Consider the following 17,128-nt stretch of genomic DNA (forward strand, 5'->3'; position numbering starts at 1 on the left):
TCACCGGAGGGCGTCGCGATGCTGACCGACCAGCTCTTCCTCATTTCCATCGCGGTGCTCACGCTGGTGGTGCTGCTCGTGCTCGGCATGGTGCTGTACTTCGCGGCGCGGCGCTCGCATGCCAAGCCGTCGAGCGACCCGAAGGTCGCGCGCATCCGCTTCGACTCGCTGCGCAGCTCGTTCCGCCAGGCGGTGGAGCTGATCGAGGGCAACATCGCCTCGCGCGCCGACCGCTACGGCATTCCGTGGATCATGCTGCTCAACGAGGGCGACGACCACCGGCAGGTGCCCATCGAGCAATCGGGCGTGGCGAGCGCGCTGAGCACCGAGTCGGCTTCGGCCGCGGCCACGCAGGGCATCTCGTGGCATTTCTTCGACCGCGGCGTGGTCATCGACATCCAGGGCGCCTACCTGGGCTCGCCCGATGACGACGACGCCTCCGAGAAGCCGTGGGACGAGTTCCTCGGCATGTGCCGCGCCTACCGGCCGCAGCGGCCCTTCGACTCGGTGGTCATCACCATTCCGGCGGCGCTGCTGCTGGACGACAGCACCGACGGGCGGCTCGAACTCTCCAAGCGCGCCAAGCTCGCGCACCGGCGCCTGTGGCTCGCGCAGAACCGCTTCGCGATGCGCTTCGCGGTGTACGTGCTGGTGACCGGCGCGGAGCAGCTCGAAGGCTTCAGCGCCTTCGCGAGCGCGCTGCCCGAGCCGCTGCGCGCGAGCATGCTGGGCTGGTCTTCGCCCTATGACCTGTCGACCACCTACCAGCCGGCGTGGGTCGACGAGGCGGTGGGCACGGTGGTGCGCTCGGTGTCGGACGTGTCGGCCGAGCTCTTCGCCACCGGTACCGAGCCGCAAGGCGCCGGCGCGCAGCTGCTGCTGCCCTCGCGCGTCGAGGCGCTGCGCGGCCAGCTGCAGCTGTACGTCGACGAGCTCATGCGCCCCAGCGCTTACCACGAGCCCTTCTTCTTCCGCGGCATCTACCTCACGGGCGACAGCGGCGAATCGGCGCAGACGGTCGCGGCCATCGATGCGCAGCACGACGCCTACGGCCACAAGGACCTGGAGCCCATCGGCGGCGACCTGATCGCGCAGCTGATGCGCCAGCCGGCCTTCCTGCGCGACCTGTTCGAGAAGAAGATCTTCCTGGAGTACGGCCTCACGAGGCCTTCGCGCACGCAGACGCTCACGCGCCCGGTGCTGCACCGTGCGCTGCGCTGGGCGGCGGTGATCTTCCTCGGCGGCTGGGGCATCGGCCTGATGGTCGCGACCTGGCAGCTGCACCGGCACAACGCCACGCTGGTGCCGGCGCTGGCCCAGCTGCAGCACGACGCGCAGTACCGCATGCGCGCGCTGCAGCGCGGCGAGACCATTCCCACCGCCTGGTATCGCAACAAGGCGCTGTCGCTGCTGGCCATGAACGAACGGCTGCGCACCGACGGCACGTACTCCTTCTTCATGCCCGGCTCGTGGCAGCCCTTCGACGACCTGAACGAGCGCGTGATCGAGCGCATCGAACGCGAGTTCGGCGACATCGCGGTGAGCACGCTGCGGCGCGAGCTGATGGCACGCGTGAGCCAGATCAGTGGTGTGGAGCAGGACGAGGCGACCGGCGAATTCATCGTCGGCGCCAGCTGTGGCCTGCCGCCGAGCTTCAGGACCATCGGCGACGCGCCGCGCAAGAACGGCCTGCTGGTGGAAGACCAGCCCGAGTTCGGCGCGCTGCAGCGCTACCTGGGCTCGGTCGAGCAGCTCGATGCCGCCCTGCAGGCGGTGGAGCGGCTGCGCCAGCCCGCCACCGGAAATGCCGACGACCTGCGCGTGGCCGTGCGCTACGCGCTGGGCGCCGAGCTGCCGGCCGACCTGAGCCGCAACCTGCGCTACTTCCGCCAGGCGGCCGAGGGCAATGCGCTGGCCATTCCGCTGGCGCCCGTGCAGTCGGCGCTGCGCTGCGCGCTCGACAAGAGCACGGCGCAGCTCGATGCGCGGCTCTTCGTCAACAACGAGCTGCTGGTGTCGGAGCAGTCGCTGGCGCGGCTGCTGCCCTCGCTCGCGAGCACCGGCACCTTCGCGCGCACAACCGCGAGCTACCGCGAGGTGATCGCCGCCATCAAGGACCAGGAAGACCTGGTCGCATCGGGCAAGGGCGGCTGGATGCGCCAGCCGGTGCTGGTGCTGGGCTCTTCGTATGACCGGACCATCGCGCGTATCGAGCAGAACCGGCTGCTGGGGCTGGAATCGGCCGACGCGGTCAAAAACCGCGCGCAGGACGCCTTCCAGAAATTCCGCGTCGAATTCAGCCTGCGCTTCGGCGGCGCGCAGCCCGGCCTGGTGTGGCAGGACAAGGACGGCCGCTTCGCGCTGGCGCCCGAGCGCATCGCGCTGCGCGACGCGCTGACCGCACTGCTTGCGCAGCCCTTCATGGCACCCGCGCGCGATCGCGAGCTGCCCGGCGCGGGGATGCGCACCATGGCCGTGTGGGACCTGCCCCGGCTCGACCAGGCGCTGGCCGTCGGCGACATCCGCAAGCGCTACATGAGCGAGGGCATGCAGGCCTTTCCGGCCACGCTGCGCCCCGGCATCGAGGGCGCACTGAACGCGCACTTCGCGCAGCTGGTGGTCGACCAGGTGGCCGAGGCCGCGAACGGCATGGGCGACGGCGGCCGCTCCATCGACACACAGGCGACCGCCTACGAGGCCTCGCGCCAGCGCCTCGTGAAGATCCAGGCACTGCTGTACGAGCTGGGAGCCGGCTCCCGCGCCGAAGACCTTCGCGCGATGATCTCGCGCGACGCGCTGCAGCGCCTGGAGGCCGTGGACGAGGCCTTCAACCAGTCGGAGCTCTACGCCATGCGCGGACGCGACTTCCAGGCCTGGCGCGGCGAGCGCGGTCCGATGCTGGTGGCCTTCGGCGTCTCGGACGTGGGCTCGCTCGCGGCCTACCTGGGCCAGCAGTTCAACCGCACCGAAACGCTGGGCAAGCAGGCCGACAGCTACATCGCGGCACTCGACGGCGTGGGCACCGGCTCGGTGCTCGCGCAGCGCTGGCAGGCGATCAACCGCGACCTGGAGCGCTACCGCCTGAAGAACCCGAACAGCAGCCTGCTGCTGCTCGAGCAGTTCCTGGGCACCACCGGCGCGGAGATCGATCGCGAGACCTGCGGCGCGAAGCTGGCCGGCAAGGCGCCGGCGACGCGCATCGGCGACTACTTCGCCGACCGCCACCAGCAGATCTACAGCGCCCTGCTCGCGCGCTGCCAGGAACTGCAGTTCGGCGACCAGCAGGAGCTGTGGACGCAGTTCTCCACCCGCTTCAACCGTTCGCTGGCGGGCCGCCATCCGTTCGGCCCGGCGACGGGACGGGCTTTCGAGCTGGCCGACCCGGCCGACGTGAACGACCTGACGCGCGCCTTCGACCCGCTGGCACGCGCGCTGAAGGAGAACCGCGGCGCGGACGCCGGTGTGCGCAATGCAGGCATGCCCGGAGCGGGCGCGCGCCGTTTCACGGAGCAGTTCGCCCGTGCACGCGACTTCCTGCAGCCGCTGTTTCCGAGCGAGGAAGGTGCCGCACCGGGCTATGACCTGAGCGTGGATTTCCGCGCCAACACCACGGCCGAGATCGAGGGCAACAAGATCATCGACTGGTCCTTCGAGGTCGGCGACCAGGTGCTCAGGCTGCGCGACGCGCCGCGCACGCTGCGCTGGGAATACGGCACGCCGGTGGCGCTGGTGCTGCGCATCGCGAAGGACTCTCCGCTGATGGCGCGCGCCGATCCGCAGCAGCACGCGCTGATCACCGACGGCCAGACCGTGAGCTTCCGTTTTGCCGACCCGTGGGCGCTGTTCACGCTGGCGCAGCGGCAGCGCGAAGGCGACCCCGCCCAGCGCCCCGACGGCCGCTCGCAGCTGCTGAAGTTCGAGTTTCCGCTGGTGGCCCAGTCGGCCGGCGACGCCGCGCAGGCACCCGACGGAGGACGCGCACGCGTATTCCTGCGCATCGCGGCCAGCCCCGCCGGCAAGAAGAACGCCCTGATCTGGCCCGCCGCGTTCCCCGCGCGCGCTCCCGAATGGAACATGCCCTGATGGCTGCCCTGCTGCCCCCCCTGAACGCCGATGCAGACGAAACCACCGGCGGTTTCGCGCCCGACCTCGCGAGCTTTCTCCTGCCGCTGCAAGGCCCCGAAGGCCCCGCCGGCCCTCCGCTGCGCTACGACCCGGTGTGCGCCCGCATCCGCGAGGCGCGCACCGAGGAAGACGCCAGCCTGCCGATGGGCGAATGGACCCGCCCGCTGAAGAAGGCCGACTGGCGTACCGCCGAGATGCTCTGCACCGAGGTCCTGCAGCGCCGCAGCAAGGACTTGCAGATGGCCGCCTGGCTCACCGAGGCCTGGGTGCACCGCCATTCGATCGACGGACTGGCCGCCGGTGCGCGCCTGCTCGAAGGGCTGGCGCGCGAATTCTGGGAAGACGCGCATCCGCGCATCGGCGACGACGGCGACGCCGACATGCGCACCGCCACCTTCGTGTGGGTCAACGACACCATCGCGCACGTGCTGCTGATGCGGGTGCCGCTGCTCGAATGGCCGGATTTCTCGCCGCCCTTCATCACCCTGGGCGACTGGCAGCGCGCGCTGACCAGCGAGTACGGCACGGCAGCTGCCGGCGCTGCGGGCAACGCCAAGGCGAAAGCGAAGGAAGTGGCCGAGGAGCCGAGCGCCCAGACGGTGTCGCGCCAGGACATCCTCGACCGTGCAGCGCGCGACCTGCATGCGCTCGCCGCGCTCGACGACCGCGTCGCCGCGGCCACCGATGCGTGGCAAAGCCTGCAAGCCCTGCTCGACGGGCGGCTGGGCATCGATGCGCCGAGCCTGTCGAAGGTGACGGAGATGCTCGCCCGCATGCGGCAGGCGCTGCGCAGCCTGCTGCAGGGGCGCGATCCGCGCGACAAGGAAGAAGAACCGCTTGCACCGGCCGAAGCTCCCGCCAGCTGGGTGGCGGACGAATCAACCCCTCCCGCGATCCCGATGGACGACAACGACATGAGCGACACACCCCTCTCCCCTGCTCCCGGGTCGCTGCCGCAGGCCGTGGCGAGCGGCCGCATCGGCAACCGCGCCGAGGCCTACCAGTTGCTGGAACTCGCCGCCGCCTACCTGATGCGCGAGGAGCCGCACAGCCCGACGCCCTACCTCGTGAACCGTGCCGTGGCCTGGGGACGCATGCCGCTGCCGCAGTTGATGCAGGAGGTGTTGCGCGAGGACGGCGACCTGAACCGCTACTTCTCGATTCTGGGCATCAGGCCGGAGTGAGCCGGCCGGGTTGCCCGCCCGACGCCCCAACCGGCAACGGCCCCTGCGCGAGCCGCTCCTGTTTCGGGCAAATGCCACCCTGAGCGGAATGGCTTCGCTTCATTCATCGACGTTTTATTTTTTGAGGAAAAGACATGGCGTTCAATCCAGATCCATTCAAGCAGGCCGAGCTGGAGGTGGCGAACAAGAGCATGGGCTCGCAGATCGCGCACTCCCGCATCTTCCACTCGACGCGCAGTGCATTCTCGAGCGGCGGATCCCGCGCCAGCAAAGGCATCGGAGCCCTCGTGGGGGTGGGGAAACTGTTCCTTACCCTCATACCGGTGCCTGTCGTGGGGTCCGTCGTGGGCGCGGTTGTCGATGCGGTCAACGGAAAGGTCCGGGGCGCGCTTCATGAAGGGCATCTTGGTGCCACCGCCTCGAACGCGGAGGTGGCCAAGTTCGGCATCAAGGAGCTGACCGTCGAGAACCTGGACAGGTACCGCTGGAAGGTGGCCCATGCATTCGAAGAGCTCAACCAGGGAATCGAGGCCTACAACAACAGCGGCCAGACATGCGACGACATGTACCAGTTTGCTCTTCTGTACGAGCAGGTTCAGCGGCGCAAGAAGAGGCTCAACCAGGAATTAGGAAAGTTCAAGAGGGTGATGGACGCGGTGGACGGCTGGATCGCGGACCTGGAGCGCAACCAGGAGACGCTGCTCACGCAGGCCACCAACAAGATCATGGAGAAGACACGCAAAGAGATTGCCGAGATGGGTCTCCTGATTCCCGGCAATCCCGCTCATGACACCAAGATCCTGGAGCACAAGACGAAGCACGTGGGCTGCAAGCTGTGGTGCTATTGCAAGAAGGAAGCGAAATACGACCCCAGTACGAACTGGGAAGCCCTGAAGACCTACGCGGGCACGGTGACCACATTCCTGCAGCCGATTGCCATTTCGTCCATAGCGGTCACGAAATCCGCCTACACCAACGACTCCGACAATTCGAAGTTCAACTGAGCCACTCCTGCCCGGGCGCGGGCTCGGCGCCCCCGCCCGGCAGCGGCCCCTCAAACCGCCCCGTGCGCCTCCACATAGAGCGCATACAGCGAATGGCTGCTCGCCATGTAGAGCCGGTTGCGCTTGGGCCCGCCGAACTCCAGGTTCGCGCAGCGCTCGGGCAGGCGGACGAAGCCGATGGGCTTGCCCTGCGGGTTGAAGACCTTCACGCCGTCCATTTCCTCCGACTTGCCAGTGGGCAGGTAGGCCTTCATGCCGCCTCCGACGTCGGTGGGCTCCGAAGCGATGGCGCCGGAGTGGCCCCATCCGCACCAGAGATTGCCGTCGCGGTCGACGCGGAAGCCGTCGAGCGAGCCGGGGCCGTCGGCGTCGATGAGCTTGGTCTTGTTCGAGACGCTCGTGCCGTCCGGTGACACGTCGTAGCTCCAGATGCTGCGGTTGGGCGTTCCCTTCCACTCGACGACGTAGAGTTTCTTCTCGTCGGGCGAGAAGGCGATGCCGTTGGGGTTGACGAGATCGGTGATGACCGCCGTGAGCTTGCCGTCGGTCGCGATGCGGTAGACGTTGGTGGTCGCCTGCTCGGACGGGGCCTTGCTTCCCTCCCATTCGCCGTTGATGCCGAAGGTGGGGTCTGTGAACCAGACGGTGTCGTCCGACTTCACGACGACGTCGTTGGGCGCGTTGAGGCGCTTGCCCTGGTAGTTGTCGGCGAGCACGGTGATGCGACCGTCCTTCTCTGTGCGCACCACGCGCCGCGTGACGGAGTGCTCGCAGGTGACGAGGCGGCCCTGGCGGTCGCGGGTGTTGCCGTTGGCGTAGTTGACGCCGGTCTTGTGCACACTGAACTTGCCGGTCTTCTCGTCGTACTTCATGAGCCGGTTGTTGGGGATGTCGCTCAGCAGCAGGTAGCCGTGCTCTGGAAAGTACACCGGCCCTTCGGCCCAGCGCATGCCGGAGCCCAGTTGCTCGAGCGTGCTGCTGTAGAGCCGGTACCTGGTGAAGCTCGGGTCGAGGATCAGCACCGCCGGGTCGGGGTAGCGCTGGCTGGGCTTGAAGTCGAAGGCCTGCGCGCCCGCGAGCGTACCGAAGGCTGCGGCGCCGGCGCCCGCGGCTGTCTTGAGGAATCGGCGGCGGCCGTTGTTCGTCTTGTTCTGCATCGGTTGTCTCCTGGTGTTCTTGTCGGTTGTTCCGGGTCGTTCAGTCGGCTACGGCGCCGGACTTCTTCACCAGCTCGGCCCAGCGCGGAATCTCCCGGGCCATGTGGTCGCGCAGCTCCTCGGGCGTGCTGCCCACGAGTTCCATCGCGAGCTGGCCCGAAAGCTTGGCCTGCACGTCGGGCTGGTGCAGCGCCTTCACGATCTCTGCGTTGAGGCGCTGAACGATGGGCTTGGGCGTGCCCTTGGGCGCATACACGGCCTGCCATGACGACATCTCGAAACCGGGAATGCCCGACTCGATCATGGTCGGAAGGTCGGGCACGAGCGCGATGCGCTTGGCGGTGGTCACGGCCAGCAGCTTGAGCTTGCCGCTCTTGACCAGCGGCAGCGCGGCCGTCACCTGGTCGAACATGAAGGGCACCTGCCCAGCTGCCACGTCGGTCAGCGCGGGTGGCGTGCCCTTGTACGGCACGTGGGTGAGCTTCACGCCGATGAGGTCGGCGAACATCTCGCCGGCAAGGTGCGTCGAGGTGCCGGCACCCGACGAGGCGAAGGTGCGCTTGCTCTCGTCCTTCTTCAGCAGCGCCACGAGGTCGGCCACCGAGTTCACGCCGAGCTGGCTGTTGACGATGAGCACGTTGGGCAGGCGCGCGACCAGCGAGACGGGCTCGAAGTCCTTCATCGGGTCGTACGACAGCTTCTTGTAGAGGCTGGCATTGATGGCATGCGTGCTGATGGTTCCGCCGAAGAGCGTGTAGCCGTCGGGCGGCGCCTTCGCCACGTAGGCGGCGCCGATGCCTCCGGCCTGTCCGGGCTTGTTGTCGACCACGACCGACTGCTTGAGGCTCTCGCCCAGCTTCTGGGCCAGCGTACGGCCCACGATGTCGGTGGAGCCGCCGGGCGTGAATGGCACGACGTAGACGATGGGCTTGGCGGCAGGCCAGTCGGGTGTCTGGGCCGTGGCGGCCAGGGGAAAGAGCGCAGCCGAAAGCAGCGCCGCAGTGAAGCGGATGAAACGCATGTCTTGTCTCCTTGGATTTCTGTGATCGATGCGGGCTCAGCGGCCGTTGGCCTGGCGCCAGGCGGCGAAGTCGGTGCGGCTGTGTTCGTCGGTGGGCGGATAGAGGCCGAGGATGGAGCGGCCTTCGAGCACCTTCTCCTGCACGAAGTCTTCGAAGGCGGTCATCTCGGTCGCCTCGGCGGCGATCTCGTCGGCCATGTGGGCGGGGATGACGATCACGCCTTCGGCATCGCCCACGATCACGTCGCCGGGGAAGACGGGCGCGTCGCCGCAGCCGATGGGCACGTTGATGTCGATGGCCTGGTGTAGCGTGAGGTTGGTGGGCGCGCTGGGGCGGTGGTGGTAGGCGGGAAAGCCCAGCTTCGCGATGTCTGGGCTGTCGCGGAAGCCGCCGTCGGTGACCACGCCGGCCACGCCGCGCTTCATGAGCCGCGTGACGAGGATGCCGCCGGCCGATGCGGCGCGCGCGTCCTTGCGGCTGTCGATGACGAGCACCGCGCCCTCGGGGCACTGCTCCACGGCCTTGCGCTGCGGATGGTCGCGGTCGAGGAAGACGCCGATCTGGTTGAGGTCTTCGCGCGCGGGCATGTAGCGCAGCGTGAAGGCTTCGCCGACCATGTTGGGCAGGCCGGCGTTGAGCGGCCGCACGTCCTGGATGAACTGGTGGCGCAGGCCGCGCTTGAACAGGGCCGTGCACAGGGTGGCGGTGCTCACCTTCATGAGCTGCTCGCGGGTGGCGGGATTCACGTGGGGTCTCCGTTGTCTGGAAGTGGGTGGAATCGGATTGGAGTCAGAAGATGTCGGGCTCGGGCACCGGCTTGCCGAAGCTGGTTTCGAGGAAGTCGAAGTCGCAGCCCTCGTCGGCCTGGCGGATGTGGCGGCCGAACATCCAGCCGTAGCCGCGCTCGTAGCGCGGTGGCGGCGGCGTCCACGCGGCCTTGCGGCGGGCAAGTTCGGCATCGTCGATTTCGAGGTGGATGCTGCGCGCGGGCACGTCGACGCTGATGCGGTCACCGGTCTGCACGAGTGCGAGCGGGCCGCCGATGGCTGCCTCGGGCGAGCAGTGCAGCAGGCAGCCGCCGTAGCTGGTGCCGCTCATGCGCGCGTCGGACAGGCGCAGCATGTCCTTCACGCCCTGCTTCAGCAGCTTGGTGGGGATGGGCAGCATGCCCCACTCCGGCATGCCCGCGCCGCGCGGGCCGGCGTTGCGCAGCACGAGGATGTCGTCGCCGGTCACGTCGAGCTCCGGATCCTCCACAGCCTTCTTGAGCGACGGGTAGTCGTCGAACACCAGCGCGCGGCCGGTGTGCTTCAAGAGGTGCGGCGCACAGGCGCTGGGCTTGATGACCACGCCGTCGGGCGCGAGGTTGCCGCGCAGCACGGCCAGCGCGCCTTCGGCGTAGATGGGGTTGGCAAGCGGCCGGATCACGTCGTCGTCGTAGACCTCGGCGCCTTCGATGTTCTGGCCGATGGTGCGGCCGTTGACGGTGAGCGCCTCGGTGCGCAGGTGGCCGCGGATGCGCTCCAGCATCGCGGGCAAGCCGCCTGCGTAGAAGAAGTCTTCCATCAGGTAGGCATCGCCGCTGGGCCGGATGTTGGCGATGACGGGCACGCGGCGGCTGAAGGCGTCGAAGTCGTCGAGGCTCACGGCGTGGCCGGCGCGGCGCGACATCGCGATCAGGTGGATGACGGCGTTGGTGCTGCAGCCCATGGCCATCGCGCAGGCGATGCCGTTTTCGAAGTTGGCGCGCGTGAGCATCTTCGCGGGCGTGAGGTCTTCCCACACCATCTCGACGATGCGGCGGCCGCAGTCGGCGCTCATGCGGATGTGGTTGGCGTCCGCCGCGGGAATGCTCGACGCGCCGGGCAGCGTCAGACCCACGGCTTCGGCGATGCCCATCATGGTGGCGGCCGTGCCCATGGTCATGCAGGTGCCGTGGCTGCGGGCGATGCCGGCCTCCATCTCGGCCCAGGCCTGTTCGCCCAGGCGGCCGGCGCGGCGCTCGTCCCAGTACTTGAACGCGTCGGAGCCGGAGCCCAGCACCTTGCCCTTCCAGTTGCCGCGCAGCATGGGGCCGGCCGGCAGGTAGATGAAGGGAATGCCCATGCTGAGCCCGCCCATGGTGAGGCCGGGCGTGGTCTTGTCGCAGCCGCCCATCAGCACGGCACCGTCGATGGGGTGGCTGCGCAGCAACTCTTCGGTTTCCATCGCAAGGAAGTTGCGATAGAGCATGGTGGTTGGCTTGACCATGCTCTCGGAAAGCGAGATGGCCGGCAGCTCGAGCGGAAAGCCGCCCGCCTGCAGCACGCCGCGCTTCACGTCTTCCACGCGCTGCCTGAAGTGCGAGTGGCACTGGTTGGCGTCGCTCCAGGTGTTGACGATGGCGATGACGGGCTTGCCCATCCAGTCGGCGTAGCTGTAGCCCATCTGCAGCACGCGCGAGCGATGGCCGAAGGAGCGGAAGTCGTCGGGCGCAAACCAGCGGGCGCTGCGAAGGGATTCGTAGGGGCGTTTCGTCAAGGGGTCGTCTCCATGGGCGCTGCACTGCAGGTGCGGCGTTGCCGGCGCTCGCCGGCGTCTTTCCGAGAATTAAAACACTAGTATATTAGTGCGTCAATGACACAATCGCCGGCGATGAGCGCCTCCCCGAAGATCCGACTTGACCGCACCCGCCTTGCCGCGCCCCAGGTGCTGGAGAAACTGCGCGAAGCCATCCTTGCGCTCGAACTCGTCCCCGGCACCGTGCTGCAGCGGCAGGAGCTGGCCGATCGTTTCGGCGTGAGCCAGACACCCGTGCGCGAGGCGCTGCTCAGGCTCGACGAGGAAGGGCTGGTGAACGTGTATCCGCAGCACGCCACGCTGGTGAGCCGCATCGACATCTCCGCCGCGCGCGAAGCGCACTTCCTTCGCCGCTCCATCGAGCTGGAGCTGGTGCACCAGCTGGCAATCGAAGAATCGCCGGGGCTGGTCGACCAGCTCAAGGGCGTCATCGCCCAGCAGGCATCGCTCGCCAACTCGCAGCGCTACAGCGATTTCGTCAGCGCCGACCGCGCATTCCATCGCCTGATGTACGAAGCCGGCGGCGTGCTGGGCCTGTGGGACCTGGTGGGCCGCGTCTCGGGCCACGTCGACCGGCTGCGCCGCCTGCACCTGCCGACCGCCGGCAAGACCGAGGCGATCCTGCGCGACCACCGCGCCATCGTGCGGGCCATCGAGGCGAAGGATCCGGACGCAGCCCAGGCCGCGCTGCGCAAGCACCTGTCGGGCACGCTCAGCGCGGTGAACGATATCTGCAAGCAGTATCCCGACTACGTGACCCCTTGAACGGGGCCTCGCCGCGCTTCAGCCCAGCGCGTCGTTCACCTGCTCCCTGAACTCGCTCAGGCTCACCGCCGCGCCGATCTCCCTCGGCAGCGCATCGCGCACCGAGAACACGCCCAGTACCTTCGCGCCCGCCACCAGCGGCAGATGTCGAAAGCCCCGCTCCAGCATCAGCACCACGGCGTCGGACACCAGCGTCTCGGGCGGGACGCAGATCGGGTTGGGTGTCATCACCTCGCGCACCGAGGTGCCGTCGGGGTCCAGTCCCTTGGCGAGCACGCGGGTCATGAGGTCGCGCTCGGTCAATATGCCCAGCAGCGTGTCGGGCAGCTCCATGACGAGCACGCTGCCGCAGTTGGCGCGCGTCATCACGCATGCGGCGTCGCGCACGGTGGCCTGCGGGGCCACGCTGAGCACGTGCTTGCGCGAAATCGATTGGAAAACGGTGCGCTCGGACATGATGCGCCCTCCGTGAGTCGAACCCTGAATGGTGCCGCCGGCCGTTGCTCAGCGCAAGGAGGCGTTGAGCCGTTCCAGCGCCTGGGCGCCGGGGCACAGCTGTTGCGGCCCCAACGCATTGAGCGGCCGGTCGCAGGTGTTGAGTGCGGTGTGCAGGTCGGTGGCCAGCGGGTCGACGTAGAGCAGCCCCGTCACCACCTCGCCCATTTCGTGATGCCGCTGCATGTAGGCCATGGCGGCGAAGCGGTCGCCCGGGTCGTAGTCCGGGTGCAGGCTGCGCAGGCGCAGCAGCGTGCCGTCGTGCTGGCGCACGTCCATCACTTCGCCGGGCTCCATGTCCACGGCGATCTCCTCCCGCCCGCTGATGAAATCGATGCGGCTCACTGCCTCGTTGTGCTCGCGGATGTAGTCGTAGCTCTTGGTGCTGCCCGGGTGGTTGTTGAAGGCCACGCAGGGGCTGATCACGTCGATGAAGGCCGAGCCTCCATGGCTGATCGCGCCCTTGATGAGCGGCACCAACTGCGCCTTGTTGCCCGAGAAGCCCCGGCCCACGTAGCTCGCGCCGAGCTGCAGCGCCATGGCCACCAGGTCCACCGGGCTGTCGGTGTTGACCACGCCCTTCTTGCTCTTGGAGCCCTGGTCGGCCGTGGCCGAGAACTGGCCCTTGGTGAGGCCGTACACGCCGTTGTTCTCCACGATGTAGGCCATGCGCACACCTCTGCGCATGGCGTGGGCGAACTGGCCCAGGCCGATGGAAGCCGAATCTCCGTCGCCCGAGACGCCGAGGTAAAGCAGGTCGCGGTTGGCCAGGTTGGCGCCGGTCAGCACGCTGGGCATGCGGCCGTGCACCGTGTTGAAGCCGTGCGATGCGCCGAGAAAATAGTCCGGCGTCTTCGAGCTGCAGCCGATGCCCGAGAGCTTGGCCACGCGATGCGGCTCGATGTCGAGCTCCCAGCAGGCCTCGATGATCGAGGCCGAGATGGAGTCGTGACCGCAGCCCGCGCACAGCGTGGAGATCTTTCCTTCGTAGTCGCGCCGCGTATAGCCGACCTTGTTGGTGGCCAGCGTCGGGTGGCGCAGCTTCGGCTTGGCGAGGTAAGTCATGCGGCCTCCTTCGCGCCGGTCGTGGTGTTGCCTTGCACGTTCGCCTTGCCGACGTGCGCATCGATCGCCTGCACGATGAAGCGCGCGGTGATGGGCGTTCCGTCGAAGTGCAGCACCCGCACCAGCTTCGCCGGATCGGCATCCAGCTCGTTGACCAGCAGGCTGCGCATCTGCGCATCGCGGTTCTGTTCCACCACGAACACGCGCTCATGCTCGGCCAGGAACTGCAACACGCTGTCGGGGAACGGAAAAGCCCGCAGCCGCATCGCGTCCAGATGGATGCCGCGCCCTTCCAGCTCCTGCAGCGCCTCGTGCATGGACGGGCTGGTGGAGCCGAAATAGATCACGCCGAGCCCGGTCTTCTGGGCTGCAGGCCGCAGCACCGGTTGCGGCACCAGCGTGGCCGCGGTCGCGAACTTCTTCAGCAGCCGCTCCATGTTGTAGATGTAGTCCGGCCCGCGCTCCGAGTAGCGCGCATAGGCATCGCGCGTCGTGCCGCGCGTGAAGTAGCTGCCCTTGGTCGGGTGCGTGCCCGGCAGCGTGCGCCAGGGGATGCCGTCGCCGTCCACGTCCTTGTAGCGGCCGAAGTCGCGGCCCGCCTCCAGCTCCTCGGCGGTCATGACCTTGCCGCGGTCGTAGGCCTTGCTGTCGTCCCACTCGAAGGGCTTGCACAGGCGCTGGTTCATGCCGATGTCGAGGTCGGTCATCACGAACACCGGCGTCTGCAGCCGGTCGGCCAGGTCCAGCGCCGCGGCGGCATGCTCGAAGCACTCGTGCGGGTCTTCGGGGAAGAGCAGCACATGTTTGGTATCGCCGTGCGATGCATAGGCGCAGCAGAGGATGTCGGCCTGCTGCGTGCGCGTCGGCATCCCGGTCGAGGGGCCGCCGCGCTGCACGTTGATGAGCGTGACCGGAATCTCAGCGAAGTAGGCCAGCCCGATGAACTCGGTCATCAGCGAAATGCCCGGCCCCGAGGTCGCGGTGAAGGCCCGCGCGCCGTTCCATCCGGCACCAACCACCACGCCGATCGATGCGAGCTCATCCTCGGCCTGCACGATGGCGAAGCGGTGCTGGCCGGTGGACTGATCGACGCGGAACTTGGTGCAGTACTTCTGGAAGGCCTCGGCCACCGAAGACGAAGGCGTGATCGGATACCACGCGGCCACCGTCGCGCCGCCGTACACGCAGCCCAGTGCCGCCGCGCTGTTGCCGTCCACGAAGATCCTGTCGCCCACCCGGTCGGCGCGCCGCACCTTCAGCCCCACGGGCTCGCGCAGGTTCTCGCGCGCGAAGTCGCAGCCCAGGTGAAGGGCCTGCACGTTGGAGGCGAGCAGTTTCTCCTTGCCCTTGTACTGCTCGCCGAAGAGCTTCTCGACCACCTCGGGCTCGATGCCCAGCAGGATGGCCAGCGCGCCCACGTAGACGATGTTCTTGAACAGCTGCCGCTGGCGCGGGTCCTGGTAGACGGCGTTGCAGATCTCGGTGAGCGGCATGCCGATCACGCGGATGTCCTCCCGGAACTTCGAAGGCGGCAGCGGCCGCGTGCTGTCGTAGAAGAGATAGCCGCCGGGCGCCAGCTCTGCGATGTCGGCGTCCCAGGTCTGCGGGTTCATCGCCACCATCATGTCGGTGCCGCCGCGCCGGCCCAGGTGTCCCTCCTCGGTCACGCGCACCTCGTACCAGGTCGGCAGGCCCTGGATGTTGCTGGGGAAGATGTTGCGCGGGCTCACCGGCACGCCCATGCGCAGGATGGCCTTGGCGAACAGTTCGTTGGCCGAGGCCGAACCCGAGCCGTTGACGTTGGCGAACTTGATGACGAAGTCGTTGACCGCCTCGATCTGCTTCATGCGGTCTCCTTCCGGCTTTGCTCCGGGGTCTTTTCCTGCCCGGCGAGCGTCATCTTCAGCAGGAACTTCTGCATGTCCCACGCGCCGGTCGGGCAGCGTTCGGCGCACAGGCCGCAGTGCAGGCAGACGTCCTCGTCCTTCACCATCACGCGGCCCGTCTTCAGCCCGCCGGATACGTACAGGTCCTGCGCCAGATTGAGCGCGGGCGCCTTCAGGCGCGAGCGCAGCCCCTCTTCATCGGAGTTCTCGACGAAGTTGATGCAGTCCATGGGGCAGATGTCCACGCACGCGTCGCATTCGATGCAGGCGGGCTCGTTGAACACCGTCTGCACGTCGCAGTTCAGGCAGCGCGCGGCTTCCTTGAAGGCGGTGGCGGCGTCGAAGCCCAGTTCGACCTCCACCCGGATGCTGGCCAGCGCCGCCTCGGCCTTGGCCCACGGCACCTTGTAGCGAAGGTCGTTGGAGGTGTCGTTGTCGTAGCTCCACTCGTGGATGCCCATCTTCTGCGACACCAGGTTGGTCATCGGCGGCGGGCGGACCTCGATCGGCTCCGCGCGCAGCAGCTTGTCGATGGACACCGCGGCCTCATGGCCGTGCGCGACGGCGGTGATGATGTTCTTCGGCCCGAAGGCCGCGTCGCCGCCGAAGAACACGTTGGGCACTGTCGACTGGAAAGTGTTCGCGTCCAGCACCGGCAGGCCCCACTTGTCGAAGTCGATGCCGCAGTCGCGCTCGATCCACGGGAAGGAATTTTCCTGGCCCACCGCCACCAGCACCTCGTCGCATTCGAAGTAGGCCTCGGGCTCGCCCGTGGGCTCCAGCGTGCGGCGGCCCTTGTCGTCGTACACGGCCCTGACGATCTCGAAGCGCATGCCCACGAGCTTGCCGTTGTCGTGCACGAAGGCCTTGGGCACATGGAAATTGATGATCGGAATGCCCTCGTGCGCGGCGTCCTCCTTCTCCCAGGGCGAAGCCTTCATCTCCTCGAAACCGCTGCGCACGATGACCTTCACGTCGCTGCCGCCGAGGCGCCGCGCCGAGCGGCAGCAGTCCATGGCCGTGTTACCGCCGCCCAGCACGATCACGCGCCGGCCGATACTGCTGACGTGGCCGAAAGAGACGGAGCTCAGCCAGTCGATGCCGATGTGGATGCTGGCTGCGGCTTCCTTGCGGCCCGGAATGTCCAGGTCGCGCCCGCGTGGCGCACCGCAGCCGACGAAGATCGCGTCCCAGCCCTGCCCCATCAGCGTCTTCATCGAATCGATGCGCTCGCCGCCGCGGAACTCCGCGCCCAGGTCGAGCACGTAGCCCGTCTCCTCGTCGATGATCGACTCGGGCAGGCGAAAGCGCGGTATCTGCGTGCGGATGAAGCCGCCGGGCTTGGCTTCGCCGTCGAACACCGTCACCTCATAGCCCAATGGCGCCAGGTCGCGCGCGACGGTGAGCGAGGCCGGCCCCGCGCCGATGCAAGCGACGCGCTTGCCGTTCTTCGGCACGGGCCTGGGCATGCGCGCGCGCACGTCCTCCTTCATGTCGGCGGCCACGCGCTTGAGTCTGCAGATGGCGACCGGCTCCGGGGCCTCTGTATTGCTTTCTTCCACACGCCCGCGCCTGCAGGCCGGTTCGCAGGGCCTGTCGCAGGTGCGCCCCAGGATGCCGGGGAAGACGTTGGAGACCCAGTTGACCATGTACGCATCGCCGTATCGGCGTTGCGCGATCATGCGTATGTACTCGGGGACGGGAGTGTGCGCCGGGCAGGCGTACTGGCAATCGACGACCTTGTGAAAGTAGGCCGGGTTGGCAATGTTCGTTCGCTGCAACACGTGTCTCCTGGCTGTCGCCCGGAACCCCGCAGGGGCCGACGAGTGGCTGGTGGTGTTTTCTGCGCAGTATGCGCCCCGCCTA

12 protein-coding genes are annotated in these 17,128 nt (G+C 67.9%); 4 read left to right on the top strand and 8 right to left on the bottom strand.

Features of this window, described 5'->3' with window-relative positions; translation table 11 throughout:
* The first annotated feature begins 18 nt into the window (after positions 1-18).
* The 3 genes from ACAM57_RS21940 to ACAM57_RS21950 all read left to right on the top strand — a co-directional run bounded on the left by ACAM57_RS21940 (position 19) and on the right by ACAM57_RS21950 (position 6,313).
* Positions 19-4,083 (top strand): type VI secretion system protein, encoded by a 4,065-nt coding sequence (locus ACAM57_RS21940; protein WP_369658908.1) that lies wholly within the window; start codon positions 19-21, stop codon positions 4,081-4,083.
* Entirely contained in the window at positions 4,083-5,309 is a 1,227-nt protein-coding gene (gene tssA, locus ACAM57_RS21945) for a type VI secretion system protein TssA (protein ID WP_369658909.1), read from the top strand. The genes ACAM57_RS21940 and tssA overlap by 1 nt, the downstream gene beginning before the upstream one ends.
* 134 nt (positions 5,310-5,443) lie before the next feature.
* Positions 5,444-6,313, top strand: a complete 870-nt coding sequence (locus ACAM57_RS21950; protein ID WP_369658910.1) for a hypothetical protein — start codon at positions 5,444-5,446, stop codon at positions 6,311-6,313.
* 50 nt (positions 6,314-6,363) lie between these two features.
* Here the strand turns inward: ACAM57_RS21950 and ACAM57_RS21955 are convergent, their stop codons facing one another.
* From ACAM57_RS21955 to araD, 4 genes are read right to left on the bottom strand one after another with little or no spacing between them, the layout of a single operon-like run.
* Positions 6,364-7,470 (bottom strand): SMP-30/gluconolactonase/LRE family protein, encoded by a 1,107-nt coding sequence (locus tag ACAM57_RS21955; RefSeq protein WP_369658911.1) that lies wholly within the window; start codon positions 7,468-7,470, stop codon positions 6,364-6,366.
* Between the two features lie 40 nt (positions 7,471-7,510).
* A complete protein-coding gene (locus tag ACAM57_RS21960) occupies positions 7,511-8,491 on the bottom strand; it encodes a Bug family tripartite tricarboxylate transporter substrate binding protein (RefSeq protein WP_369658912.1) in 981 nt (326 codons plus the stop codon).
* Between the two features lie 36 nt (positions 8,492-8,527).
* Positions 8,528-9,238: a ribonuclease activity regulator RraA gene (locus tag ACAM57_RS21965; protein ID WP_369658913.1), complete on the bottom strand. Its 711-nt coding sequence runs from the start codon at positions 9,236-9,238 to the stop codon at positions 8,528-8,530.
* A 43-nt stretch (positions 9,239-9,281) separates the two neighbouring features.
* Positions 9,282-11,012 (bottom strand): L-arabinonate dehydratase, encoded by a 1,731-nt coding sequence (gene araD / locus ACAM57_RS21970; protein WP_369658914.1) that lies wholly within the window; start codon positions 11,010-11,012, stop codon positions 9,282-9,284.
* 114 nt (positions 11,013-11,126) lie between these two features.
* Between araD and ACAM57_RS21975 the strand changes: the two genes are divergently transcribed.
* Positions 11,127-11,816, top strand: coding sequence for a GntR family transcriptional regulator (locus tag ACAM57_RS21975; RefSeq protein ID WP_126024595.1), 690 nt, complete (start codon positions 11,127-11,129; stop codon positions 11,814-11,816).
* A gap of 18 nt (positions 11,817-11,834) precedes the next feature.
* Here ACAM57_RS21975 and ACAM57_RS21980 read toward each other — a convergent pair whose 3' ends face one another.
* From ACAM57_RS21980 to ACAM57_RS21995, 4 genes are read right to left on the bottom strand one after another with little or no spacing between them, the layout of a single operon-like run.
* Positions 11,835-12,272, bottom strand: coding sequence for a CBS domain-containing protein (locus ACAM57_RS21980; protein WP_184635955.1), 438 nt, complete (start codon positions 12,270-12,272; stop codon positions 11,835-11,837).
* A 48-nt stretch (positions 12,273-12,320) separates the two neighbouring features.
* Entirely contained in the window at positions 12,321-13,376 is a 1,056-nt protein-coding gene (locus ACAM57_RS21985; RefSeq protein ID WP_126024593.1) for a 2-oxoacid:ferredoxin oxidoreductase subunit beta, read from the bottom strand.
* On the bottom strand, positions 13,373-15,223 hold the full coding sequence (locus ACAM57_RS21990) for a 2-oxoacid:acceptor oxidoreductase subunit alpha (RefSeq protein WP_369658915.1): 1,851 nt from the start codon (positions 15,221-15,223) through the stop codon (positions 13,373-13,375). Before ACAM57_RS21990 ends, ACAM57_RS21985 begins: the two co-directional genes overlap by 4 nt.
* Positions 15,220-17,043, bottom strand: coding sequence for an FAD-dependent oxidoreductase (locus ACAM57_RS21995; protein ID WP_369658916.1), 1,824 nt, complete (start codon positions 17,041-17,043; stop codon positions 15,220-15,222). The genes ACAM57_RS21990 and ACAM57_RS21995 overlap by 4 nt, the downstream gene beginning before the upstream one ends.
* Positions 17,044-17,128 lie beyond the last annotated feature (85 nt).

It is taken from the genome of Variovorax sp. V15, from assembly GCF_041154425.1.
Classification (GTDB): Bacteria; Pseudomonadota; Gammaproteobacteria; order Burkholderiales; family Burkholderiaceae_C; genus Variovorax; species Variovorax guangxiensis.